The organism is Paeniglutamicibacter antarcticus, assembly GCF_039544305.1.
GTDB lineage: Bacteria > Actinomycetota > Actinomycetes > Actinomycetales > Micrococcaceae > Paeniglutamicibacter > Paeniglutamicibacter antarcticus_C.
This window is the reverse complement of the sequence record NZ_BAABLK010000034.1, coordinates 17190-40902: the sequence shown is the minus strand read 5'-3', so window position 1 is coordinate 40902 and position 23713 is coordinate 17190. Positions and strand designations below refer to the sequence as shown.

Genomic DNA, 23713 nt, shown 5'->3' with positions numbered 1-23713 from the left:
ACCAGCTATAGAACTTAAACCTTTGCGCCCGGATTCCCACCGGGATCCCGGGCGCAAAGGCCACCATAATAGGAGAACACTATGCCTACCCCACCAAAGGGTCCGCGTCTCGGCGGTAGCGCGGCTCACGAGCGTTTGATGCTCGCGAACCTCTCCGCGCAGCTGTTCGAGAGCAAGTCCATCACCACCACGCTGACCAAGGCCAAGCGCCTTCGTCCGCACGCCGAGCGCCTGATCACCTTCGCCAAGCGCGGAGACCTGGCCTCACGTCGCCGCGTCCAGGCAGTCATTGCCTCGCGCAGCCGCACCAACAAGTCGATCGTCCACGAGCTGTTCGAGAACATCGCACCGCTCATGGCCGAGCGCGAGGGTGGCTACACCCGCATCACCAAGATCGGCAACCGCAAGGGCGACAACGCCCCGATGGCTGTCATCGAATTGGTCATGGAGCCGGTTTCCCCGAAGCAGGCAGTTGTGCAGGAAGCCGAAAAGGCTGCCGCCGTTGCCGCTCCGGTTGAAGAGGCCGCCCCGGTCGAAGCAACCGAAACCGCCGAGGTCACCGAGACCGAAGCAGCAGAGGAGAACAAGGCCTAGTCCTTGTCCACCTTTGGCAACAGCCAATAAAGCGGCCCGGTGCATCTTCCCCAATACGGGGAAAGCGCACCGGGCCACTGGCTTTAAACGGCGCCGGCGAGTCATTGGCCGATGCCCGGAACTAGGATTGAAACATGTTGACTCCCGCCCCTGAACCGGTGAATCCCTTGATGGCTCCCATCGGCAGCCCAGATGAACCGGCCATGGTGAGGATGTGCGTGCGCCTTGGATACGACGGATCCGGATACAACGGCTGGGGGATCCAGCCCGGGCTGCCCACTATCCAGGGGGCGATGGAAGCCGCACTGGCCATGCTCCTGCGCCGCCCGGTGCGCACCGTCGTGGCCGGACGCACCGATGCCGGGGTCCACGCGCGGAACCAGATGGTCCACTTCGACATCACGGCCACCGAATTCGTGGCCCTGGCCCGGGGCGCGGAGATCTCACCCGAACGCGCACTGGTGCGCAGGCTGCGCGGCGTGCTGACCCGGGAACACGGCACCATCTTGATCCACCAGGCCATGGTGGCGCCGGCAGGGTTCAACGCACGTTTTTCCGCCCTGTGGCGCCGCTATTCTTACCGGATCGCGGACGGGGCAGGGAACTGGGAGCCACTTTCGCGCGGCTACACCATGTGGCACAAACGCGAGATCGACGTGGAGTTGATGGCTGCCGAGGCGAAAGACATGGTCGGAAGGCACGACTTCCTGGCCTTCTGCAAGCCGCGTGAGCGGGCCACTACGATCCGGACCCTCACCGAGTTCTCCTTTACCCGCGATCGCTCGGGCATCGTGGTTGCACACCTGAAGGCCGATGCTTTCTGCCACAACATGGTCAGGGCGCTCATCGGTGCGTGCGTGTTAGTGGGCGATGGCAGGGAAGAGCCCGGTTGGGTTGGGCAACGGCTGGAAGCCGGAGTTCGTGATGCCAAGACGTTCCTTGCTGATCCGCGGGCCCTGGTGTTAGAGGAAGTGGCCTACCCCGAAGCCGGTGAAGCAGCGGCGCGCGCCGAACTCACCAGGGCCCGGCGCCTGCCTAAAGAACCGGCCACAGCCACCGAAACAGCCCCATAGCCCCGCACGCCAGCGCGACCAAAGACGCAGTTGCCCTTGGCGCCACAGGCCCAGGGGCGGGCCTCGTGGGGCATGGAGGCTAGTGGTTCTGCACGGCCGGGCCAGGCCCCGTATAGGTCGCTGAAACCGTGTGCCAGGCAAGCCCGTAGAGCAACGCGGCAACCAACAAGCCCGCGCCACCGCGCAGGATCACCACCTGGAAGAACATCTCCGCACTCAGGTAATCGTGCACGGCCGGGGCCAACGGCATTGCACGCGCCGCCATGAGTGCCGCGGGGCCAAGAAGAATGAAGGCCAGTAAGATGGTGCGCACTTTTTGGTACGTGCAATCTCGGGGCTCGTGAGTCGGGACCGCGATCCGTCGCCGGTGCCGATGCCACAAAATCAAGACCGTGAGCCCCGCCAGGGTGCTGACATGCTGCAGGATGCGGTAAAGCGGAAGATCCGGAACCGGTTCAAGGGCCAGCACGGGCACGTGGCGAACCACCCATCCGGTGGAGTGCGTGAACGAATCCCAGATGAGGTGGGTGAGCAGCCCGATGAGCAAAGACAGAAATGTCCACAACACCGGGTGAGCCCAGGAAGGCGCAGGGCCTACGGGCTTTGTCTGTTCCGGGAACCAGTGGGTGCCCAAAGCCCAGCGGATCGGTCTGTCCACTACCCACAGGAACGCGGCCAGCACCAGCGCCAGCGGCAGGCCCACGTCCAGGATGTGGGTGAACTGATGGGATTGGACCCCGCTGAGCAGGGCCGACAGCCATCCGACCGAAGAGGGCTTGAGCATCACGAAGTACGGCAGGTCCGGAGCCATGGCTCCGGCGACCAGAGCTATCGGCACCAAGGGATGACGCAGGAAGGGCAGGACGGCAGCGTTGTGCGCCAGGGTGAAGGGCAAGGGGATCCTCGAAAAACGGGGCCTGATGGCCCGCAGGCCAGGGGAGCTGCAAGATGCCCTGGGGCAGTGCAGCACCAATCCTATGCGGCGAAGTGCCCGCACCGGCAGATTCACCCTTTCGCCACCGCAATGACAGCCTGACGGCAATGACCGAGACGTGAATTGCGACGTGCGGTCCGGGGGAGCGCTCGAGGTGCCTACGGTTCACGAAAAGTGGCGAGCTGGCGCACCAGTACGACTCCAGGGGGGTGTTTTCTTCTTGCGGCAGAGGGCCTGTCGCCAGGCTCACGCCACGCGCTTTGGTGCCTGCGGGTTTAATCCGATAGACTTGCCGCTGTTGTGCGTGTCCTTTGTTCGACACAACCTTCTTCGTGTGGCGGCTCAGTTGCAGAGCCACTGGTCTGCGGGGATTGCGAACATCCATGGACGGCCGGTCCTTCCAGTCCTCACCTGGCGAACCGGAACAGCACATCGAAACACAGCACGTTCAAAGACAGCGGATCTCACAGCCGTTGCCCGGGATTGTGCTTGACCAGTAACCAATAAACAAAGGCAATTACAGTGCGTACGTTCACTCCAAAGCCGGCTGACCAGACACGCCAGTGGCACATCATTGATGCCACAGACGTTGTGCTCGGTCGCCTCGCCGTCCAGGCCGCAACCCTGCTGCGCGGCAAGCACAAGGCTACCTTCGCCAACCATATGGATATGGGCGATCATGTCATCATCATCAACGCCGAGAAGGTTGCCCTCACCGGTGCCAAGCTCGAAAACAAGCGTGCCTACCGCCACTCGGGTTTCCCGGGCGGCCTGAAGTCCGTGACTTACGCCGAGCTTCTTGAAAAGAATCCGGTCCAGGCAGTGGAGAAGGCCATCAAAGGCATGCTTCCGAAGAATTCCTTGGCAGCGGATCAGCTGACCAAGTTGAAGGTCTACCGCGGTGCCGAGCACCCGCACGCTGCACAGCAGCCACAGACCTTCGAAATCACCCAGGTCGCGCAGTAGCGCTGGGCCCCGAGAACAAGAATTTAGGAGATTATCGTGGCTCAGAACACTGAAGAGATCACTGAACTCGAGGGTGAAGCGCCGACTTCGTACACCTCGGAATCCACAACGGTTGAAGTAGAAGCCGTCAAGGAACGTCCGGCATTGACCGTTGCAGGTGCAGCGGTCGGCCGTCGCAAGCAGGCAATTGCCCGCGTGCGCGTCGTTCCGGGAACCGGCCAGTGGACCCTCAACGGCCGCTCGCTGGACAACTACTTCCCGAACAAGCTGCACCAGCAGGACGTCAACGAACCGTTCAAGCTTCTTGAGCTTGATGGCGCCTACGACGTCATTGCACGCATCCACGGTGGTGGCCCCTCGGGCCAGGCCGGTGCGCTGCGCCTGGGCATCGCCCGTTCGCTGAACGAGATCGACCGCGACAACAACCGCGCTGCGCTGAAGAAGGCCGGCTACTTGACCCGTGACGCACGCGTCATCGAGCGCAAGAAGGCTGGTCTCAAGAAGGCCCGCAAGGCTTCGCAGTTCTCCAAGCGCTAAACCGCTTGCGCCGGGTTCTTCCCGGTACCGAAGGGCCTCGGCATTCGTGCCGAGGCCCTTCGGGCGTTAACGGGGCATTTAGGTGCTGCCGGGTCACGCATCCGGGCAAGATTCTTGCGGGAAACGCCCCAGATGCACGGTGCGCAAGAAATCTGGCCCTATGATGGATGACGATGGCAAGGTTATTTGGGACCGATGGTGTCCGCGGAAAAGCAAACGAACTTCTGACCCCCGAACTGGCGATGGCGCTTTCACAGGCCGCCGCCATGGTGTTGGGTCACGAACAAATACATGACGGGCGTCGTCCCGTGGCGGTGGTGGCCAAGGATCCGCGGATCAGTGGCGACTTCATTTCGGCTGCCATCGAGGCAGGACTGGCAGCATCCGGGGTCGACGTGCACGATGCCGGAACTCTTCCGACTCCTGCGGCCGCTTACCTGGTCGCGGATCTGGACGCCGACTTCGGCGTGATGATCTCCGCCTCGCACAACCCCGCGCCGGACAACGGGATCAAGTTCCTGGCCCGCGGAGGCAAGAAGCTTGATGATGCCCTGGAAGATGCCATCGAGGCGGCACTGGAGAAACCCAAGTACCGTCCTCTCGGCGGGGACGTGGGGCGGATCGCGCGCTTCGCCGATGCCGAGGACCGCTATGTCATGCATCTGTTGCAGTCCCTGCCCAATCGCTTGGACGGCATGAAGATCGTCCTTGATTGCGCCCACGGCGCGGCTTCGGGCTGTTCGCCGGAGGTCTTCAGCGCCGCCGGCGCCGACGTCGTTGTCATCGGTGCCACACCCGATGGCATCAACATCAACGACGGCTACGGATCCACGCACCTCGAGCGCCTGCAGGCTGCGGTGCTGGACAACGGTGCCGACCTAGGAATTGCCCACGACGGCGACGCCGATCGGTGCCTGGCCGTTGACCACGAGGGATCTATCGTGGACGGGGACCAGATCATGGCCGTCATGGCCAGGGACATGAAGGACCGCGGGGTGCTGAAGGACAACACCCTGGTCGCCACCGTGATGAGCAACCTCGGGCTGAAGATCGCGATGCGCGAAGCGGGCATCACCATCAAGGAAACCGGGGTGGGGGACCGCTACGTGCTTGAGGGCATGCGTGCCGGGGGCTTCAACCTGGGCGGGGAGCAATCGGGCCACGTGATCTTTGCCGACCACGCAACCACCGGCGACGGGGTGCTCACCGGCCTGCATATCGCCGCACGTGTCAAGGCCACCGGCAAGAGCCTCAAGGAACTTGCCGGCGCCATGACGGTACTGCCCCAGGTATTGATCAACGTCAAGGGCGTTGACAAGGAAGCCGCACCGAGCAACCAGAGGCTGATCATGGCCATTGCCAGTGCCGAGGCGGAACTGGGCGAGAAGGGACGGGTACTTCTGCGCCCGTCGGGCACCGAGCCGGTGGTGCGCGTGATGGTCGAGGCCACCTCGCAGGAGATGGCACAGTCCCTGGCCGAGTCCCTGGCAGCCGTCGTCGCGAAGGAACTCGCGCTTTAGTATCTCCTTGCAGTCCGGCCGCGGCCCAATGCACCTGGGCCCCCCGGCCCACGTCATTGGGCCGTGTTCGTTTTTAGGCGTGCAGCATGGTGTTGCTCGGTGAATCGTTGAAAGGGTGTCCCGCGGGCATGAGCATGAAGATTTCGGTGGTGGGCACCGGTTACTTGGGCGTCACCCACGCCGCCTGCATGGCGGAACTGGGCTTTGAGGTCATTGGAGTCGACGTGGACCCGCACAAGGTGCGGATGCTCTCGGAGGGACACCTCCCGTTCCACGAGCCCGGCCTGGGAGAGCTATTGCGCACCCATGTCGAATCGGGCCGCCTGCGCTTCACCACCGACTACGAACAGATCGCCGAGTGGGCGGATGTGCACTTTATCGGCGTTGGAACCCCGCAACGAAATGACGGACACGGCGCAGACATGCGCTACGTCGATGCTGCGGTCATCGAGCTGGCCACCCGCATCCGCGGCAAGGCACTGATCGTGGGCAAGTCCACGGTCCCGGTCGGCACCGCACGCAGGCTGCACGGGCTGATCGCAGCCACCGCGGATCCGCAGGCGGACATCACCCTGGCCTGGAACCCGGAGTTCTTGCGCGAGGGCTACGCGGTACGTGACACCATGACCCCGGACCGGCTGGTGCTCGGCTGCGAGGAGGCGGGATCAGAGGCCATCCTGCGCCAGGTCTACGCCCGCGCCCTGGATGCCGGCACCCCGGTGATTGTCACGGACTTCGAGACCGCCGAACTGGTCAAGGTGGCCGCCAACGCGTTCCTGGCCACCAAGATTTCCTTCATCAACTCCTTCGCGGAGATCACCGAGACCATTGGCGGGGACATCACGGTGCTGGCCGACGCGTTGGGCCACGATGCGCGCATCGGCCGCAAGTTCCTCAACGCCGGGGTAGGTTTCGGAGGCGGCTGCCTTCCCAAGGACATCCGGGCGCTGCAGGCGAGGACCAGCGAGCTGGGCCTGACCCATACCATGGGGTTCCTGGCCGAGGTCGACGAGATCAACCTGCGCCGCCGCGAGCGTGTGGTGCGCCTGTCTCACGCAATGCTCCAAGACCAGCTGGTCGGTGCGCGCGTGGCGGTGTTGGGAGTCAGCTTCAAACCCGATTCCGACGACGTACGGGATTCACCGGCACTCGATATTGCCGTGCGGCTCTTCAATGCGGGAGCCGACGTGCTGGTCTATGACCCCGAGGGCAACAAGAACGCAGCAGAACGCTTTCCCCGGCTGTTCTACGCCAATGACCTCGCCGAGGCCGTGGCCAACGCGGATCTGGTGCTGCTGCTCACCGAATGGGCCGAATTCAAGGCCTTGGTGCCCGCTGATCTGGAGCAGCTGGTTGCGGCGCGCCGGCTCATCGACGGACGCAACGTGCTTTCCCGCTCCCAATGGGAAGAAGCCGGCTGGGAAATCGTGGGCATGGGCCAGCACTACGCCCCGCTGGATGGACAGCTTTAAACCCAGCAAAGCGCTGGCTCTGGCCAGTATCGAGGGGTCAACAAGAAGCCGTTGTCCTGTGGAACCGGACTCGAGAAGGCCAAAGCCCACGGCCGCCGGCTTAGTTGAAAATGAACATCGTTCCGATGAGGATCACGACGATCCCCAGAAGTCCTAATCCGGCGTACCTCCAGTAGGTACCCGTCCCGGTCCCGGTCAGGCGCATACGCCTCTGGCTGCGTGTCATTACTCTTCGTCCCAAATGTGCTCTCCCAAGTACATGGCTTCCCCCAAGGAAGCCGCTGCGATAGACGATAGCAGGTGATACGCGGGTCTTAAGCACTATGACCACGGGATTCGAGGTGTCGTCCCCCGCAAGGGCAAACTGCCAGTCATTGGGATTGGCTGGTCTCGAGCATGGCACTGCCACGGCATTCCGGGCGATCCAATAAGAATGTGCACGGAATGCCGTGAGGCTTTTGATATCCCTAGTTCAGGATGATGAACGCGCCGATGGCCACGGTCGTTAGTATCAGTAGTACCAAGCCGATATTCTGCCAGATGACAGGGATGCGAGGCCCCGTCCGGTAGTACCGATTGTGTCCCCGTGCCATGAGTCTTCTTTGCAAGATTATCCTCCCAAGTTGCCAGCTTCCTTCCCCAAGGAGGCCGTTTCCTGACCTTAGCAGGTGAGGGCAATACCCGACAGGAATATGACAACCGAAATGGCGAGTCGATCCATCAAAAATAGGGGCTCGGCAGACCGGTTGCCGCATCGACCAAGGCGAAGCTTCAGCGACAAGCGAGGCCTGTCGTAAGCCGTAGTTTAGATATTGCCGACCATTGGCGTGTTGGGCCGCTAACGGTCGAGAAGCAGCGCAAAGGGATCCCGCGAGGACCCGAGGGCCGTTGCTCCCTAGAGTCCCAGGTCCCGGGCGGCCCGGGGTAGCTCAACCAGCAGGTCCACGGCACTGACCGTGCCCTCGTGCGCGGCCAGCGCGCCTGCATGGGCATGGACCAAGGCTCCTGCCGCTGCAAGGTCGGTCAGCTTGTGGGTTCGGGCCACGACATCCTCGTTGCTGGAGGCGGTGCCGAAGTGCGCGGAGGCCAGGAGCGTACCCAGAATCCCGGTGAGCACATCCCCGCTGCCGGCAGTGGCCAGGTCAGGGGTTGCTGCATGAACGATCAGGGCGTATCCGTCGGGAGCAGTGCAAATGGTTGCTGAGCCCTTGAGCAACACGACGCAGTCGTAGGCGACCGCTGCCCACCTCGCCCAGCGGAGCGGATCGGCGGCAATGTCGCGTGAGCTCACGCGTATCCCCGCCTTGGCCAGCAGCGCGTTCAGTTCCCCCGCGTGCGGAGTAAGAATACGTAGCTGGCGGTGGGTGCCGGGTTCGAGCATCGCCAGTGCACCGGCGTCGATGACACAGGGGTTGCCTGATGCAAGGACTTGGTCCAGGTGCTTGCGGGTCTCCGCGGAATCCTCCAGCCCAGGCCCGATGGCCCAGGCCCCGATGCGGGTGGCACCCTCGCGCTCGTTGCGGCGGTTGCGTGCCAGCAAAGAGGTGAGTTCGGCCGAACCCAGCCCTACTGCCTCGGGCACCTGGGTCGTCAGGGCCGCGGCGACGTTCTGCGGGACGATGGTGCGTAGCAACCCCAGCCCGCAAGCGACAGCGGAACGGGCACTGAGCACTGCTGCACCGGGATACCTGGCGGATCCTGCCAGCAGTCCCAGCACACCGCGCTGGTACTTGTGCCGGCCCGCCGCTGACCAGCTGTCGTCTTGGTCCAGCAGCAGCTCGAGGTCATCTCCTTGAACCACCCAGGCCTCGGGTTCGGGCAAGGTTGCCTCGAGTCCCAGGTCCACGACGTGGATACGTCCCGAGACCAGATGCCCGGAGCCAAGAACCAGCCCGGACTTCAGGGCACCGAATGTCACAGTCTTGTCGGCGGGGATCACACTGCTTGCCGCACCGCCGGTGTCGGAGTTGACCCCGCTGGGCATGTCGCAGGCCAGCACGGGGATATCGCGGGGGATCGAGGGCAGCTCGATGCCAGGACGGACCCCGGTGCCGTACCCGGCGTCGATGAGCAGGTCGCATTCCACCAGAAGCTCCTCCAGGGCCGTGGCGGGCGCGGTGCGCCCGCCAGCGCGTTGAAGTGCTGCCATGCCCTCTGGGTGGGCGTGGGAGGCCAGCAGCACTGCCGTGGTCGCGACACCTCGCTTGGTCAAGGCTGCCAAGGCGAAGAGGCCGTCGCCGCCGTTGTTGCCAGGTCCGATCAGTGCCACGACCCTGGACCCGTAGACGCGGCCGGTGTGTTCCTTGAGCATCAACAGCCCGTGATGGGCCAGAGCTGCAGCAGCCTGGCGCATCAGCCTTAGGTCGCTGGCATCGCGGATCAACGGAGTTTCGGCATCTCGTACGTGGGAACCTGTGTAGACGGGGATCATGAGTTCACACTACCGAACTGTCGCACCTGTTTGCCGCAGGTTTTCGCCGTTGACGCAATGCCTTTGGTGCTTTGGCCCGGACTTAGCGCTCAGCGACGACCATTGCCGTGGCCAGATCGCCGTCGTGGCTCATCGAAAGGTGCCAATGAACCACGCCTTTGCAAGCGGCAGCCTCGGCCACCGAACCGTCCACGACCACGAAGGGGTCCCCGGCCTGGTCCTTCTCTATCCAGCAATGTTGCCAGTTCATGCCCGCCGGAGCACCTAATGCCTTGGCAATGGCTTCCTTGGCGGCAAAGCGGGCGGCCAGGGAGCGTACATGCAACTTGCGTTCGGCGGGAACGAAAAGGCGTTGAAGCAGCGCCGGTGTGCGCTCCAGCTGTTCCTTGAAGCGCGACACCTGGACAACATCAACACCAATTCCCACGATCATGGCTTCGAGTTTATCGGCTCCCTGGGAGCTACTGGTGCCGCGTCCCGAAAGCGGGCACAGGGACCGGCGTCGCAGTGCTGAAGAGCACCGGCGGATATCGGGGAATCAGGCACTGGTACGGGAACGGATCCACGTCGTAGGCTTCAAGGCATCGTGCACAGTGCGCCAAAGCGAAGGAGAGCAAGAATGGGACTGAAGGAAAACGGTGTGGAAACACCGGCAATCATGTTGCTAAATGATGGTTTCACCAGGGTCCACGAGGGCATCGGGTCATTGCTGACAGACGCCACCGAACCCATGCTTGGCTTTCGGGCCAGCAGCACCGCCAACCCGGTCGGGTGGCTCATTTGGCACCTCAGCCGGGTCCAGGACGATCACTTCGCCCATCTTGCGCACGCATTGGATCCCGGTTCCACGGCAGAGCAATGCTGGATCGCCAGTGATTGGGTCTCACGATTCGACTTGCCCTACGAGGTCAATGACACCGGGTATGGACAAAGCAGCGAAGAAGTCGCCGCGTTCGGGATGTACGAGGCTGAGCTGCTGTTGGGCTATCACGCAGATGTACATGAGCGGGCAAGAAAGATCCTTGCCGGGCTAAAAGATGGCGACTTGGCCACGGTTATTGACACGAGTTGGGATCCAGCGGTGACTGCAGGGTCCCGGTTGGTCAGCATCTTGGGGGAGACCACCTCGCACTTGGGCCAGGCGCAGCTTGTGCACGGGATATACAACGACCGACAGAACTGACGACTAGTAGCTTAAACAACCGCGCGGTGGCGTTGCCACCCGAGAAGGGGAAGCAACGGCACCGCACGGATGGGAAGCGTAGCGGACTACTCGACGGTGACCGACTTGGCCAGGTTGCGCGGCTGGTCCACGTCAAGGCCCTTCACGGTGGCAAGTTCACAGGCGAAGAGCTGCAACGGCACGGTGGCCAGCAACGGCATCAACAGCGTCGGCGTTTCCGGGACATAGAACAGGAACTCGGCGAACTCGCGCACCGCTTCGTCGCCGTTCTCGGCGATGACCAGGGTCTTGGCGCCGCGGGCACGCACCTCTTGGATGTTCGAAACCACCTTGGAGTGCAGCGAATCGCGGCCGCGCGGGGAAGGGACCACCACAAAGACCGGCTTGCCTTCATCGATCAGGGCGATCGGGCCGTGCTTGAGCTCGCCGGCAGCGAAGCCCTCGGCGTGGATGTAGGCGATTTCCTTGAGCTTCAGGGCCCCTTCCATGGCAACCGGGTAGCCCACGTGGCGGCCCAGGAAGAGCACCGATTCGGTGTCCTGCATCGAACGCGCCAGGGACTTGATTTCTTCGGCCCGATCCAGGATTTCCTGGATCTTGGCAGGGATCTTGCCCAGGTCGGCGAGGATGTCCTTGATCTGGCCGGTGAACAGGTTGCCGCGCAGTTGTGCCAAGTACAGCCCCAGCAGGTAGGTGGCGGTGATCTGCGCCAAGAATGCCTTGGTCGAAGCCACAGCGATTTCCGGTCCGGCGTGGGTGTAGAGCACGGCGTCGGATTCGCGCGGGATGGTGGATCCGTTGGTGTTGCAGATCGAGAGGATCTTCGCACCCTGTTCCTTGGCATAGCGCACGGCCATGAGCGTATCCATGGTTTCCCCCGACTGGGAGATGGACACGACGAGGGTGTTCGAATCCACGATCGGGTCACGGTAGCGGAACTCGTGGCTCAACTCGACCTCCACGGGGATGCGGCACCAGTTCTCAATGGCGTACTTGGCAACCGATCCGGCATAGGCCGAGGTGCCGCAGGCCAGCACGACGATCTTGGTGACCGAGGCGAGTTCCTCCGGGGAGATTCGCAACTCGTCAAGGGTCAGGTGGCCGTAGGCATCCGAGCGGCCCAGCAGCGTGTCGGCGACGGCCGCGGGCTGGTCGAAGATCTCCTTTTCCATGAAAGAGGCAAAGCCACCCTTTTCAGCACTGGCTGCATCCCAATCGACGTGGAATTCCTTGCCCTCGGCCGGGTTGCCCGAAAAATCGGTGATGGTGTGGGAATCGGGGGTGATGGTCACGATCTGGTCCTGGCCCAGTTCCACCGCGCGGCGGGTGAAGTCAATGAAGCCCGAAACATCCGAGCCCAGGAAATTCTCGCCATCCCCCAGTCCCAGGACCAGGGGGGAGTTGCGGCGTGCGGCCACCACGACACCGGGATGCTCCGCATGAACGGCGAGCAGGGTGAAGGCGCCCTCAAGCTGGCTGGCGGTCAGCTCCATGGAGCGGGTCAGGTCACCTTCGCCGTCTGCGCGGTAGATCGAGCCGAGCAGCGCGGCTGCCACCTCGGTGTCGGTATCGGAAATGAACTCGACGCCCTCGGTGCGTAGCTTGGCCTTGAGCTCGGAGAAATTTTCGATGATGCCGTTGTGGATCATGGCGAGGTTTCCCTCATCGGCCAGGTGCGGGTGGGCATTGGCATCCGTGGGGCCTCCGTGGGTGGCCCAGCGAGTGTGTCCGATGCCGGTCAGCGACGCCGGAAGCGGGTCGGCTTCCAGTACCCCCACAAGGTTGGCGAGCTTGCCTGACTTCTTGCGCGATTCGATGCCCGCCTCGGTCACCACCGCCAAGCCGGCCGAGTCGTAGCCGCGATATTCGAGGCGTCGAAGACCCTCAAGGATCACATCGAGCGCGCCGTGATTGGCCGAGCGTCCAGCATTACCTACGTATCCAACGATTCCACACATGAAAAAAACAGTACCGCCTGACAACGGGCGGTAGATACATTTGCCTCGGCGCGATGGCATAAATTTTTGTGGGCATGAACATATGAGCTACGTATGGAAATTTGGAGACGTTTGGGATTATGGGCCTGTTGTTGGCACAATTCAAGGCGTGAATGGACAGCGTGCGGACGAAAACAGTGCAACGCCCTTCGTTGAGTTGGACCGCCAGACATGGGCCAGGCTGTCCCATGAGCTGAAGCAGCCACTTGACGAGGACGATCTGCGTCGGCTCAGCGGCCTGGGTGAGCAACTGAACCTCGCGGAGGTCCGGGAGGTCTACCTGCCGCTTTCTCGCTTGTTGAACCTCTACGTCCAGGGCGCGGCCTCCTTGCACCAAGCGACCAATACCTTCCTGGGCAAAAAGGCGCGGCGCACCCCCTTCGTCATCGGTGTTGCCGGTTCGGTGGCCGTGGGCAAGTCAACGACCGCCCGTGTGCTGCAGGAACTGCTGCGTCGCTGGCCAGATACCCCCGATGTGCAGCTGATCACGACCGACGGATTCCTCTACCCCAACGCGGATTTGGAGCGACGCGGGATCCTGCACCGTAAGGGCTTTCCGGAGTCCTACGACCGTCGCCGGCTGCTGCGCTTCGTCTCCGAAGTGAAATCCGGGGCCCCCGAGGTACGTGCCCCCTGGTATTCGCACCTGAGCTACGACATTGTTCCGGGCAAGGAAGTGGTGGTGACCTCGCCCCAGGTGCTGATCGTCGAGGGCTTGAACGTCCTGCAGCCGGCGCGGGCCCGCACCGACGGCACGGCCGGACTGGCACTGAGTGATTTCTTCGACTTCTCCGTCTATGTCGATGCCCGCACCGCGGACATCGAGGAGTGGTACATCCGCCGCTTCATGAAATTGCGCTCCGGCGCGTTCTCGGACCCCAAGTCCTACTTCCACCGCTATGCCTCGCTGAGCGACGAGGAAGCCAGGGAAACCGCGCACGGCATCTGGAAGCGGATCAATGAGCCGAACCTGCGCGAAAACGTCATTCCCACCCGCGGACGGGCACAGCTGGTGCTGAGCAAATCTGCCGACCATTCGATCCGCCGCATGCTGCTGCGCAAGATCTGATTCAGGCAACGCCCAGACAACCGTGATAAGAATCCTGAAAGAATTCCAACGCGACTATGGCTTACAACCGAATCCGTGTGTAAAGCTTGGGACATGCTCAAAGGATTCAAGGAATTTATCATGCAAGGCAACGTTGTTGACCTTGCCGTTGCCGTGGTCATTGGTGCAGCTTTTGGTGCCGTGATCACCTCTCTGGTCGACAACATCATCATGCCGTTGATCGCCGCACTGGTTGGAGCGCCGAACTTCGACGCCTTCCTGGTGCTCACGCTCGGTGAGGGCGTGGAAATTAAGTTCGGTGTGTTCCTGACCGTGTTGGTGAACTTCATCCTGATCGCTGCAGCCATCTACTTCATCGTCGTGGTGCCGATGAAGAAGCTCAACGACCTTCACAAGGCCCGCCTAGGCATCGAAGAGCCCGAGCCGGAGCAGGACCCGCAGCTTGCCCTGCTGGCCGAAATCCGCGATGAATTGCGTAACCGGACGGTCTGATCCGCCACGGTGTGCAGCACCGTGCACACACCGCACATGCCCCCGGCAACGACCTCCCTCGAGGAGATATCGACCGGGGGCATTGCTGTGTCCGGGTGCCGGCCGGCAGCGCTCGCGTAGTGGGACCAAGTGCGCCAATAGGGCAAGCGCCAAGGTGAAAGTGGGATGATGGAGCCGTGAGTGCTCAATCAACACATCAGACCGAATATCCAACCACCGAGAAGGACGCGACAACGGAGTCTCCCTGGGAACGGCGCGCCATCATCGACCTGGCCAACGTCCGCGAAAACGTGAAGCGGGTGGCCGAGCTCGTGGCCCCGGCCGCCATCATGGGCATCGTGAAGGCCGACGGCTACGGACACGGTGCCGTGGCCGTGGGGCGCGCGGCGCTGCAGGCCGGGGCGACCTGGCTGGGATGCGCCCACGTCTCCGAGGCCCTGAAACTGCGTGTTGCCGGTATCGAGGCACCGTTGCTGGCCTGGCTGCACACTCCGGGCACTTCCTTTGCCGCGGGCATTGCCGCGAACATCGACCTGGCGGTCTCGGGCTGGGAACTTGAGCATGTTGCCGCCGCCGCCACCGAAGCGGCACAACCGGCACGCGTGCACCTGAAGATCGACACGGGCCTTGGACGCAACGGCAGCACACCCGAGGACTGGGAAAAACTGCTCGGAGCCGCTGCTCGGTACCAAGAAGAGGGCCTGATGCGCGTGGTGGGCGTCTTCTCCCACCTGGCCGTGGCGGATGAGCCAGAACGCCCGGAAACAGATGACCAGCTTGAGGCCTTCAACCAGGCGATCGCGCTGGCCGAGGACGCCGGATTCGACTTCGAGGTACGGCACATCGCCAACACCCCGGCGATCCTCTCCCGCCCGGACTCCCACTACGACATGGTCCGGCTCGGACTTGGCATGTATGGTCTCAGCCCCTTCCCCGGAGAGAGCCCCGAAACCTACGGTCTGCGCCCGGCGATGAAGCTCGTGAGCCGGATCGCCAACGTCAAGAAGGTCCCGGCTGGGCATGGAGTGGGCTACGGGCTGCGCTACCATACCACGGAAGAGACCTACCTTGGACTGGTCCCGATGGGCTATGCCGACGGAGTGCCGCGCGGTGCCATGAATGCGCCGGTGAGCATCAATGGAACCATCTACCCGGTGCGCGGCACCATTGCGATGGACCAGTTCGTGGTGGACCTGGGCCCGGATATCGATCCGGAAAAGATCCTCGGTTCAGAGGTCATCCTCTTTGGCGGGGACGGCCCCTCGGCCACCGAATGGGCCGATGCCACCGGGAGCATCAACTATGAGATCGTCACCCGCATTTCCCCGCGGGTTCCGCGCCAGTTGGTGGAGGGGACCTGGGGTGAATCGGGTGAATAAGACGCACCCCAAAGCGGAACTTGAGCTTGCGGGCATCGATGCCACCCGCAAATTCGCGCATTCACTGGGATCGATCCTCAGAACGGGGGACCTGTTGGTCCTCACTGGGGAACTAGGGGCGGGTAAGACCACGTTCACCCAGGGCCTGGGCTACGGGTTGGGCGTGCGCGAGGGAATCATTTCCCCTACCTTCGTGATCTCCCGCATCCACCCCGCACTTGGGGCAGGACCCGACTTGGTCCACGTCGATGCCTATCGGCTGAGTAGTGCCGCTGAAGTCGATGACCTCGATTTGGAAGCGAGCATGGGTAGCTCGGTCACCGTCGTGGAATGGGGAGCCGGCAAGGTCGAACAGCTCAGCGATTCCCGCCTGGAGATCGTGCTGCTGCGACCGGGCTCCGTCCAGAAGCACGAGGACCTGGTCTTTGACTTCCACGAGGGCGAGGACGACGAGCCGCGAACCCTCACGCTCGTGGCCTTCGGCCCTCGCTGGGAAAACGACGAGGACCTCGGCGCCTTGCTGGATGGGTTTACGAGCCAAGCGACAAAGGACTAGGAATGCTTTTACTGGCCATTGACACCTCCGCCAATGCATCGGCAGCACTGCTGGCAGTGCAAGGCTCCACCGTTGCGGTGCGCGGCGCCTTCACCTCGGACAAGACAAACGACCATTCGGAGGTGCTGGCTCCGGCCATCGAGGCCATGCTGCGCGCCAGCGGCGGGGCCAAGCCCGATGCGATCGCCGTGGGTGTGGGCCCGGGTCCGTTCACCGGGCTGCGCGTGGGCCTGGCAACGGCGCGCACACTGGGATTCGCGTGGGACGTGCCCGTCCACGGGGTCATGAGCCTGGATGCCATTGCCTTGGGGGCGCTCGCCGGGGAACCGAAAGACGACTTTACCGTCGCCATCGATGCCCGGCGCAAGGAACTCTATTGGGCGCGGTACGACAAACACGGTGAGCTCATCGACGGCCCGCACGTCACCGTCGCGGAGGAAGTCCCGCCGGGGGACATCTACGGTGCCGGTGCCGGCCTGTATGCCCAGCGGCTGGTTGCAGTGGGCGCGAACCCGGTCCCGGGGTTCGAAGACTCGCACCCCGACGCCGTGGCCTTGGGCACCCGTGCTGCACAGGCACTGGCCACCGGCACCGCATTGCTGGGCACCGAGCCGCTGTACCTGCGCGAATCCGATGCCAAGGTCCCCGCGGTGATGAAGGGAAAACTGCTGTGAGCCAGTGCCCAACCAACCCCGTGCCGGGGGGACTGGATACCCGGCCCATGAAACAGGCGGACGTCGACGCGGTATGGGAGCTGGAAAAAGTACTCTTCCCCACCGACGCTTGGCCCCGTGAGATGTACATCGATGAACTTGGGCTCACGGACACTCGGAACTACTGGGTCGTGTGCGACGCAGACAAGATCGTTGCCTACTGCGGGTCGATGTGCGTGCTTCCCTTGGCCGACGTGCAGACCATCGCGGTGAACCCCGATTACGAGGGCAGGGGGATCGGGACGCACCTGTTGCGGCTGATGATCACCACGGTCACGCAGCGAAGCGCCACCGACCTGCTTCTTGAAGTCAGGGCGGATAACCCGCGCGCCCAGGGCCTGTATGAACGCCATGGTTTCGAGGCGATCCACCGTCGCGCGCGATACTACCGCGACGGGGTCGACGCCGTGATCATGCGCAAGGCGCTCGTACCGGCTGACTGAAATTGGCTGGCAGCCAGCAGGGAATCGTTCGTATCTTCGGGCGGGGAGAGCAAAGTGCACTATTCGCCGCAATTGACGGGTCGGTTGCTGAATCCCGCGTGCAGACGCGAGTGAGCGTCAACGAACTGGTGGCCGCGAATGCTAATGCCCCGCTGGCGACGCCCACCTATGACGGTACCGGGCAGACTGTCTACCCCGACGTGGCGCGAATCCCCGGAGGGCTTGGCCCGCAAGGCTTCGAATACTGGATGGGAATCACCCTCTACCCTGACGGTGTGGACACCACAGAGAGCCCTTCAATCCTTGCTTCACATGACGGTACAACTTGGGTAGTCCCAGCCGGGTTGACCAATCCTATTGCCGCGCCAGCTACCGGCTTCTGGCCGGACCCGGACCTGACATTTGATCCTGCCAAGCGACGCCTTTACCTATTCTGGCTGGGTATGCGCGTGGCATGGACCGACAACGGCAAGGACTGGACCGCGCCATTCGTATTGGTTTCGACACTCTCCGGCGAGGTATCGCCCGCAGTCATCAAAGACAGCGGCGGGTACAAGATGTGGTCGGTGCAGAAGGTCGACGCCGGGGCCACTAATAAGATCTTCCACCGAACCCACGACTCACTGGAGACCACATGGCCAGCCGACGTCACGGAATGCACCTTCACCCCGCCGTCCGGCAAGGAACCGTGGCACATGGACGTTTAAAAAGGCCGGCGGTCTTTACTATGCGCTGGTGGCTTGCTGCGATGTGGAAACCTCTGGCGCGAATACGGTCCTGTACTTAGCGACGTCGCTTGACGGGATCAAGTGGGAGCTCGGCGAATCGCCTTTGATCGCTGGCGCTTCGGGCAAGTGGGATGACACCAACATCTACCGTGCGACTATCCTGCCCGCTGACGGCGTGGGCGGCATCGTGGCTGACATTTGGTACTCTGCACGTTCCGCGACCGGCAAGTGGCGCACTGGCCGCACCACGCTGCGCTGGGCCGACCCAGCAGTGGAGACCCGCGCACCCTTGGCGGCAGTCGCGCAACATACCAACGCAGTTGAGTCCAAGGATTCCACCCGGAACCTGATAGCCAATGCAACCCTGCTGGCCTCGATTGGCACGCGACCGGCAGGAACCACGAACAACCTCGTCGGTGCCACCGGGCAGGGCCGGGAGGCCGCCTTGGATGCCTACAAATTCACAATGCCGGGCTCAGCCGCCGCATTCACTCTCGTATTTGCTGGGTTGCCCGTGACGGCGAATCTGTCCTACACGTTCACGTTCTACGGGGCCAGCGACACGGACGGGCACCCCATGTCCGCACGCCTCCTGTGGCTGAACTCAGGCGGCACGGCGTTACGGACCGACCAGCCCGCATCAGCAATCGCCCGGCCTCGTGGGGGCCGCTTCGCCCGCATACGACTGACTGCCACTGCCACTGCCCCGGTCGGTGCGGTCACAGTGGAAGCCATGATGGCCAACGGCGCGGGACTCGGGACGTCGGTCATCTACTACTGGAAGAAGGCGCAACTAGAGCAGTCAGCCGAACCAACCGAGTTGACCCCGGGCGTGGCAGACCGCCACGTTGCCATTGCCAGGCAGACGCGGAACCTTAGTGAATGGCTCGGCCCGGTCACCGGCACCGGACAAGCGGTGCTGGCCGCCGTCACGGCGAACGGGGCATTCCAGGCCCCGCGCCTCGCGACGGACAATCTCCCACCGGCCGCAGAAAACGAGGGAGTGGCGTTCTACGGCACCACGAGGAAGATGCTCGTCCACTCGGACGGGATCGCGGGGCGGGTCATGTCCACCATGTCGACCCGCACAGTGAGGGTTGTGGCAGGAGGCGCAACTCTCACCCATGAAGACGAGATCGTGGTTGTCACGGCGGGATCATTCCTGCCGCCGATCACGCAGACCCGGCCCATCCCGGTGGGCCGAATGTTCACGATCAAAAACGGGTCGGCCGCAGCCATCACATTCCTCGCCGCAGACGGGAAGGAAGTGAACGGTTCCACCGCATCCACCTCAATCCCGGCATGGGGGGCGACCTCCGTAGTCTGGACCGGCACCATGTGGGTCACCATCTATCCACGCCACCGGATGTATGCCGAAAGACCAGCGCTGATAGTCTGGTCAGATGACAAGCACCCCCGAAGCACGCCGCACGCTGGTTCGGAAAGAGTACGTCGCGCCTACCTCGGCGCGGCGTGCAAGGCATTTTTCGGTCGGCGGCTTCGCATCCGCAATGGTCGCTTTCATCGCCGCATGCGAGCCCAACATAGCCCTCCGATATGGGCCGTTCATCGCGATCGCGGCTTTCATACTGAGCAGGCCATGGCGAAACCGAATCGGCCTGACGGAATGGGCGCTCGTCGCATACTTGCTATGGGCGCTACTTTCCCAAATGTGGACGCAGTACCCGGACGTGGCCACCGGGCAGCTCATTGTCCTGGCCTCACTCGCCACCATGTTCGTTGGGATAAGGGCGGCTACCTGGTGGGGGCAGAACCAAGCCCTAGCAGTAGCGGGATACGTTGCCGGTGGCTTGTATGGACTCGCACAAACCTCTCTCCAGCTCATCACGGGTGAAGGTGAGATCTACACAGACGAGTTTGGGCGCATCACACAGGTGGGCACGTTGAACATCAACTACGTCGCCTACACGACACTCACTGCAATCGTGTTGATCCTGCTGGCGCTACAGGGCGGGCAGATCAAACGCCGGCGCATGAAAATGCTCATTTTTGCAATCCTCGGCATCCTTGTGATCGGCGCTGTCTCCACCCAGACAAGAGGCGTCCAAGTGTCCCTAATGTTGCTGGGTGCTTGGATCGTGATATCAAAGCTTGGGCGGCCCCTGAAAACGATTACCGCCGCCTGTGCGGTCGCCATTGTAAGCGTAAGCGCTGGATGGGCATCGAGCTTCTTGGACGATCTGGACCGCGGAAACAGGGGCGTCGACGGACTGTCCGGGCGCACGATCCTGTGGGAGACCGCTCGCTCCAAATGGGTAGATTCGTTCTTTGCCGGCGAGGGAATGGGGGCTGACCGGGTACAAAACGCCGGATACCTGCCAACGCATAACACGTTCCTTGGGCTGGGTATGACGCTTGGAGCGGTCGGCTTGGCACTGTTCTTGACCTTCGCGGTGAGTTCTTTGAATGAACGAATCAAAGGCCTAAGAATCCGTGACCGGCGATTCCCACTCATCATGATAATACTCGCGTTCACTCCAATCCTACTAACCAGCTCTTGGGAAGCTACAGCCTCCGGCTGGGTTGGACTGGCCCTGCTGTCGACACCGATCCTCGCCACCACAAACCAGATAAAAGCACGACGCACAGCGTAGGCCGCAACTCCATCACGCAATGCGAGGGCGCTGCCGTTTTGGTGGGGCCCTCGTCGTACCCGAATGCAACTATCTGCCGGGATAGTGCACATGAGACTGAATCGAATAACGATCACTCACATGTGCCAATGACGAACTTGTTGCGGCTGATGATCACCACGGTCACGCAGCGAAGCGCCACCGACCTGCTTCTTGAAGTCAGGGCCGATAATCCGCGCGCCCAGGGCCTGTATGAACGCCACGGCTTCGAGGCGATCCACCGTCGTGCGCGGTACTACCGCGACGGGGTCGACGCAGTGATCATGCGCAAGGTGCTCGTACCTACTGTTTGATCCGGGCACTCCGCGGCTTCATTCAAAGGCCACTTCGCCCAAAGCGGGGCGCCGGGCCTAAAATTGGTTCTATGTCCCTTTCTGCACCGCTTGTTCTTGGCATTGAATCCTCTTGTGACGAAACAGGGGTGGGGATCGTGCGCGGAACCGAGCTCCTGGTCAATGCCGTGGCTTCCTCCATGGAAGAGCACGTGCGCTTCGGCGGAGTCATCCCGGAGATCGCCTCCAGGGCACACCTCGATGCATTCGTTCCAACCCTCTCCGCGGCGTTGAAGGAAGCAGGCGTGTCCCTGGAGGACATCGACGCCATAGCGGTGACCAGCGGGCCGGGGCTCTCCGGGGCGCTGATGGTGGGAGTCGCCTCGGCCAAGGCCCTGGCGTTGGCCACCGGCAAGCCGCTGTATGCGATCAACCATCTGGTCGCGCACGTGGGTGTGGGCATCCTCGAGGGCGGGAAACTGCCCGAAAACCTGGGTGCACTGCTGGTTTCCGGAGGGCACACTGAAATCCTGCAGGTCAACTCGCTGACGGACGACGTGCGCCTGATCGGTTCCACCATCGACGATGCCGCCGGCGAAGCGTACGACAAGGTTGCACGCCTGCTGGGCCTGGGGTATCCCGGGGGGCCGGTGATCGATGCAATAGCCAAGGACGGGGACCGCAAGGCGATCCGGTTCCCGCGCGGTCTCACCATGCCCAAGTTCATCGGAACCGCGGAAGACCCCGGAAGGCACCGCCATGACTTTTCCTTCTCCGGGCTCAAGACCGCTGTGGCGCGCTGCGTTGAACAATACCAAAAACGTGGCGAAGAGGTGCCCGTTGCGGATATCGCAGCAGGCTTCCAAGAAGCCGTGGTCGACGTGATCACCTCAAAGGCGGTGCGTGCCTGTACCGAGCACGGGCTGAGCAACCTGCTGCTCGGTGGCGGCGTGGCCGCGAACTCGCGGTTGCGCGAGTTGCTGGCGGCACGATGTGCCTCCGCGGGGATTACCCTGAGGGTGCCGGCGCGTGAATTGTGCACCGATAACGGGGCGATGGTCGCCGCCCTCGGTGCCCAGTTGGTGGCCACCGGGAACGCCCCGACAGGCCTGGCGTTCTCCACCGATTCCGGTCAGCCGGTGAGCATGGTTTCGCTGGCTGCCTAAGATCAGCCGCCGTCACGAGACGTGCGGGGGGGGTGCCCCTATCTTTTTCGCAAGTCCTTTTCGGGTTTTTCCCGGAAAATGTTTGGGGATCTCGGAACCGGCGTTTTTGGGCATGGCTTCGCGGCCTGACCCGGCGGCGTGGGGTCGGACTTTGGGGCGGTATTCGGTTGAGGTTCTAGGCGGCGAGAGCCTGTGGTGCTTCATAGATGCTGCCATCGCGGAGCATCGCAAACAGGACATTGCAACGCCGACGTGCCAGCGCAATGACCGCTTGGTTGTGTTTCTTGCCCTCGGCGCGTTTGCGGTCGTAGTAGGCCCGCGAAACCTGGTCTTTGCATTTGAGCGAGGCGAAAGCCGAAAGGAACAAAGCCCGCTTGAGGACCTTGTTGCCCTTACGCGAAGAGTGGTCTCCCCGGATCGAGGTCCCGGATCTCCACGTCACCGGCGCCAGACCGGCATAGGAAGCCAGATGCCCGGCGGTGGCGAAGTCCTTGCCGGTGACTTCGGTAAGGATCCGTGCTTCGGTGCGGATCCCGACCCCCGGCATGGAATCAAGCATCAGATGCAGCGGGTGGTCTGTGACCAGTTCCTCGACGCGTTTGAGCACGGTAGCGCGGGCTGAGCGGCTCTGGGCGAGCATGCGGGCCAGTTCGGGCAGGACGATGCCGGCTGCCTCGGTGCCCGAGACCACCACGGTTTGGGCAGCCAAGGCAGCGGTGATTTCATGGGCCCAGCCCTTCCAGGCCCTGGGTGCGTGCTTGCGCAGCAGGGCGCCGATGCGGGCTTCTCCGGCCCGGCGCAGGGCTGCTGGGCTCGGGTATTTGGCCAGCAGTTCTGCCATGGCTACGTGGTCAAGGTGCGGGCCGATGACCCGTTCCAGGGCCGGGTGGATCTGGGTCAGTAGCCCGCGGATGCGGTTGGAGGTCGCGGTTGACTGTTTGGCGTGGTCATCATCGAATCCGCAGAGCATCGAGAGCTCTGCGACCTGCTCTTCGGGGACCTCGACGGTGCGCAGGGTGTGGGGCATGGTGCGAGCGGCGTCGGCAATAATGTAGGCGTCTCGCGGATCGCTTTTGGCTTCGCCCGGATGCAAATCAGCGATGCGGCGCATCGCCAGTCCTGGCAGGTAGGCAACCTGGATTCCAGCGGCGTGGGCGACCGCGACAGGCAGCGCGCCGATGGTGGCTGGCTGGTCCGCCACAAAGAGCAGCCGTCCGTGCTTGGACAGGGACTTGATTAGGGATTTGAGCTTGGTCTCGTCTTGGGGCAGGGCCTTGTCCAGCAGTTTCTTCCCGGCCTTGTTCAGGGCTACTGCATGGTGGTTGGACTTGCCGACATCGGCGCCGATATAAACGTCGATGGTTTCGTGTTCGTTGATCATGGCGCACCTCATTCGTCAGGCCATCAACGGGTGGTGGCATCGGATGAAACAGTGCTGGCGCGTCTTTACGGCTCCACGGCTCGGCATCCACGTTGCGACCGACAATTGGACTGGTGCTGTCTTATCCGGATCCGGCCCCTATGAGCGGTATCC

Annotated in this window: 22 protein-coding genes and 2 pseudogenes; 17 read left to right on the top strand and 7 right to left on the bottom strand. The window is 62.8% G+C overall.

Annotated elements, in window-relative coordinates; all coding sequences use genetic code 11:
• Positions 1 to 81: 81 nt before the first annotated feature.
• Positions 82 to 591: pseudogene (gene rplQ / locus ABEA12_RS11660) on the top strand (50S ribosomal protein L17); the annotation flags it as partial.
• Between the two features lie 137 nt (positions 592 to 728).
• A complete protein-coding gene (gene truA, locus ABEA12_RS11655) occupies positions 729 to 1667 on the top strand; it encodes a tRNA pseudouridine(38-40) synthase TruA (protein ID WP_210100150.1) in 939 nt (312 codons plus the stop codon).
• A 79-nt stretch (positions 1668 to 1746) separates the two neighbouring features.
• Here the strand turns inward: truA and ABEA12_RS11650 are convergent, their stop codons facing one another.
• On the bottom strand, positions 1747 to 2562 hold the full coding sequence (locus ABEA12_RS11650) for a DUF4184 family protein (protein ID WP_210100151.1): 816 nt from the start codon (positions 2560 to 2562) through the stop codon (positions 1747 to 1749).
• A 561-nt stretch (positions 2563 to 3123) separates the two neighbouring features.
• Between ABEA12_RS11650 and rplM the strand changes: the two genes are divergently transcribed.
• The 4 genes from rplM (at position 3124) to ABEA12_RS11630 (ending at position 7096) form a co-directional block, all read left to right on the top strand.
• Positions 3124 to 3567, top strand: coding sequence for a 50S ribosomal protein L13 (gene rplM / locus ABEA12_RS11645; protein ID WP_210100152.1), 444 nt, complete (start codon positions 3124 to 3126; stop codon positions 3565 to 3567).
• Positions 3568 to 3603: 36 nt separating this feature from the next.
• Positions 3604 to 4104, top strand: a complete 501-nt coding sequence (rpsI, locus tag ABEA12_RS11640; RefSeq protein WP_210100153.1) for a 30S ribosomal protein S9 — start codon at positions 3604 to 3606, stop codon at positions 4102 to 4104.
• Positions 4105 to 4277: 173 nt separating this feature from the next.
• A complete protein-coding gene (gene glmM, locus ABEA12_RS11635) occupies positions 4278 to 5624 on the top strand; it encodes a phosphoglucosamine mutase (protein WP_210100154.1) in 1347 nt (448 codons plus the stop codon).
• 128 nt (positions 5625 to 5752) lie between these two features.
• On the top strand, positions 5753 to 7096 hold the full coding sequence (locus ABEA12_RS11630) for a UDP-glucose dehydrogenase family protein (RefSeq protein WP_210100155.1): 1344 nt from the start codon (positions 5753 to 5755) through the stop codon (positions 7094 to 7096).
• 100 nt (positions 7097 to 7196) lie between these two features.
• Here the strand turns inward: ABEA12_RS11630 and ABEA12_RS11625 are convergent, their stop codons facing one another.
• From ABEA12_RS11625 to ABEA12_RS11615, 3 genes are all read right to left on the bottom strand, one after another.
• Positions 7197 to 7322 (bottom strand): hypothetical protein, encoded by a 126-nt coding sequence (locus tag ABEA12_RS11625; protein WP_345468279.1) that lies wholly within the window; start codon positions 7320 to 7322, stop codon positions 7197 to 7199.
• A gap of 669 nt (positions 7323 to 7991) precedes the next feature.
• Complete coding sequence (locus ABEA12_RS11620; RefSeq protein ID WP_210100156.1) at positions 7992 to 9527, bottom strand: NAD(P)H-hydrate dehydratase; 1536 nt, start codon at positions 9525 to 9527, stop codon at positions 7992 to 7994.
• 82 nt (positions 9528 to 9609) lie between these two features.
• Positions 9610 to 9960, bottom strand: a complete 351-nt coding sequence (locus ABEA12_RS11615) for a holo-ACP synthase (RefSeq protein WP_210100157.1) — start codon at positions 9958 to 9960, stop codon at positions 9610 to 9612.
• 186 nt (positions 9961 to 10146) lie between these two features.
• Here ABEA12_RS11615 and ABEA12_RS11610 point away from each other — a divergent pair, with 186 nt between their 5' ends.
• Complete coding sequence (locus ABEA12_RS11610) at positions 10147 to 10710, top strand: mycothiol transferase (protein WP_210100158.1); 564 nt, start codon at positions 10147 to 10149, stop codon at positions 10708 to 10710.
• 86 nt (positions 10711 to 10796) lie between these two features.
• On the opposite strand, the gene glmS is transcribed toward ABEA12_RS11610, so the two are convergent.
• Positions 10797 to 12668, bottom strand: a complete 1872-nt coding sequence (glmS, locus tag ABEA12_RS11605; protein WP_210100159.1) for a glutamine--fructose-6-phosphate transaminase (isomerizing) — start codon at positions 12666 to 12668, stop codon at positions 10797 to 10799.
• A gap of 148 nt (positions 12669 to 12816) precedes the next feature.
• Here glmS and coaA point away from each other — a divergent pair, with 148 nt between their 5' ends.
• The 7 genes from coaA to ABEA12_RS11570 all read left to right on the top strand — a co-directional run bounded on the left by coaA (position 12817) and on the right by ABEA12_RS11570 (position 18066).
• A complete protein-coding gene (gene coaA, locus ABEA12_RS11600) occupies positions 12817 to 13776 on the top strand; it encodes a type I pantothenate kinase (RefSeq protein ID WP_210100160.1) in 960 nt (319 codons plus the stop codon).
• Between the two features lie 93 nt (positions 13777 to 13869).
• Entirely contained in the window at positions 13870 to 14268 is a 399-nt protein-coding gene (gene mscL / locus ABEA12_RS11595; RefSeq protein ID WP_210100161.1) for a large conductance mechanosensitive channel protein MscL, read from the top strand.
• Between the two features lie 176 nt (positions 14269 to 14444).
• Complete coding sequence (alr, locus tag ABEA12_RS11590; RefSeq protein ID WP_210100162.1) at positions 14445 to 15647, top strand: alanine racemase; 1203 nt, start codon at positions 14445 to 14447, stop codon at positions 15645 to 15647.
• Complete coding sequence (tsaE, locus tag ABEA12_RS11585; RefSeq protein ID WP_425571776.1) at positions 15640 to 16203, top strand: tRNA (adenosine(37)-N6)-threonylcarbamoyltransferase complex ATPase subunit type 1 TsaE; 564 nt, start codon at positions 15640 to 15642, stop codon at positions 16201 to 16203. The genes alr and tsaE overlap by 8 nt, the downstream gene beginning before the upstream one ends.
• A 2-nt stretch (positions 16204 to 16205) precedes the next feature.
• Positions 16206 to 16877 carry a tRNA (adenosine(37)-N6)-threonylcarbamoyltransferase complex dimerization subunit type 1 TsaB gene (gene tsaB / locus ABEA12_RS11580; protein WP_210100164.1) on the top strand — a complete coding sequence of 224 codons (672 nt, stop codon included), beginning with the start codon at positions 16206 to 16208 and terminating at the stop codon, positions 16875 to 16877.
• A 47-nt stretch (positions 16878 to 16924) separates the two neighbouring features.
• The gene (gene rimI / locus ABEA12_RS11575) at positions 16925 to 17359 is read left to right on the top strand and encodes a ribosomal protein S18-alanine N-acetyltransferase (protein ID WP_210100165.1); all 435 of its coding nucleotides are present in this window, start codon (positions 16925 to 16927) and stop codon (positions 17357 to 17359) included.
• Positions 17360 to 17469: 110 nt separating this feature from the next.
• On the top strand, positions 17470 to 18066 hold the full coding sequence (locus ABEA12_RS11570; RefSeq protein WP_210100166.1) for a hypothetical protein: 597 nt from the start codon (positions 17470 to 17472) through the stop codon (positions 18064 to 18066).
• 1032 nt (positions 18067 to 19098) lie between these two features.
• Here ABEA12_RS11570 and ABEA12_RS11565 read toward each other — a convergent pair.
• The gene (locus ABEA12_RS11565; protein ID WP_210100167.1) at positions 19099 to 19437 is read right to left on the bottom strand and encodes a hypothetical protein; all 339 of its coding nucleotides are present in this window, start codon (positions 19435 to 19437) and stop codon (positions 19099 to 19101) included.
• A gap of 53 nt (positions 19438 to 19490) precedes the next feature.
• On the opposite strand from ABEA12_RS11565, the gene ABEA12_RS11560 reads away from it, so the two are divergent.
• From ABEA12_RS11560 to tsaD, 3 genes and pseudogenes are all read left to right on the top strand, one after another.
• Positions 19491 to 20702, top strand: coding sequence for an O-antigen ligase family protein (locus ABEA12_RS11560; protein ID WP_210100168.1), 1212 nt, complete (start codon positions 19491 to 19493; stop codon positions 20700 to 20702).
• Between the two features lie 170 nt (positions 20703 to 20872).
• Positions 20873 to 21034: pseudogene (locus ABEA12_RS11555) on the top strand (GNAT family N-acetyltransferase); the annotation flags it as partial.
• A 71-nt stretch (positions 21035 to 21105) separates the two neighbouring features.
• Positions 21106 to 22179, top strand: a complete 1074-nt coding sequence (gene tsaD, locus ABEA12_RS11550) for a tRNA (adenosine(37)-N6)-threonylcarbamoyltransferase complex transferase subunit TsaD (RefSeq protein ID WP_210100169.1) — start codon at positions 21106 to 21108, stop codon at positions 22177 to 22179.
• Between the two features lie 175 nt (positions 22180 to 22354).
• Here the strand turns inward: tsaD and ABEA12_RS11545 are convergent, their stop codons facing one another.
• Positions 22355 to 23560, bottom strand: coding sequence for an IS110 family RNA-guided transposase (locus ABEA12_RS11545; RefSeq protein ID WP_210100170.1), 1206 nt, complete (start codon positions 23558 to 23560; stop codon positions 22355 to 22357).
• Positions 23561 to 23713 lie beyond the last annotated feature (153 nt).

Coding starts and splice junctions, on each gene's coding strand:
- ABEA12_RS11560 (WP_210100168.1), top strand. CDS start 19,491: ATGACAAGCACCCCCGAAGCACGCCGCACGCTGGTTCGGAAAGAGTAC.
- ABEA12_RS11630 (WP_210100155.1), top strand. CDS start 5,753: ATGAGCATGAAGATTTCGGTGGTGGGCACCGGTTACTTGGGCGTCACC.
- truA (WP_210100150.1), top strand. CDS start 729: ATGTTGACTCCCGCCCCTGAACCGGTGAATCCCTTGATGGCTCCCATC.
- rimI (WP_210100165.1), top strand. CDS start 16,925: ATGAAACAGGCGGACGTCGACGCGGTATGGGAGCTGGAAAAAGTACTC.
- ABEA12_RS11620 (WP_210100156.1), bottom strand. CDS start 9,527: ATGATCCCCGTCTACACAGGTTCCCACGTACGAGATGCCGAAACTCCG.
- tsaB (WP_210100164.1), top strand. CDS start 16,206: ATGCTTTTACTGGCCATTGACACCTCCGCCAATGCATCGGCAGCACTG.
- glmS (WP_210100159.1), bottom strand. CDS start 12,668: ATGTGTGGAATCGTTGGATACGTAGGTAATGCTGGACGCTCGGCCAAT.
- ABEA12_RS11565 (WP_210100167.1), bottom strand. CDS start 19,437: ATGGTGACCCACATGGTGCCGGTCCAGACTACGGAGGTCGCCCCCCAT.
- ABEA12_RS11615 (WP_210100157.1), bottom strand. CDS start 9,960: ATGATCGTGGGAATTGGTGTTGATGTTGTCCAGGTGTCGCGCTTCAAG.
- ABEA12_RS11545 (WP_210100170.1), bottom strand. CDS start 23,560: ATGATCAACGAACACGAAACCATCGACGTTTATATCGGCGCCGATGTC.
- ABEA12_RS11610 (WP_210100158.1), top strand. CDS start 10,147: ATGGGACTGAAGGAAAACGGTGTGGAAACACCGGCAATCATGTTGCTA.
- tsaD (WP_210100169.1), top strand. CDS start 21,106: ATGTCCCTTTCTGCACCGCTTGTTCTTGGCATTGAATCCTCTTGTGAC.
- mscL (WP_210100161.1), top strand. CDS start 13,870: ATGCTCAAAGGATTCAAGGAATTTATCATGCAAGGCAACGTTGTTGAC.
- glmM (WP_210100154.1), top strand. CDS start 4,278: ATGGCAAGGTTATTTGGGACCGATGGTGTCCGCGGAAAAGCAAACGAA.
- ABEA12_RS11625 (WP_345468279.1), bottom strand. CDS start 7,322: ATGACACGCAGCCAGAGGCGTATGCGCCTGACCGGGACCGGGACGGGT.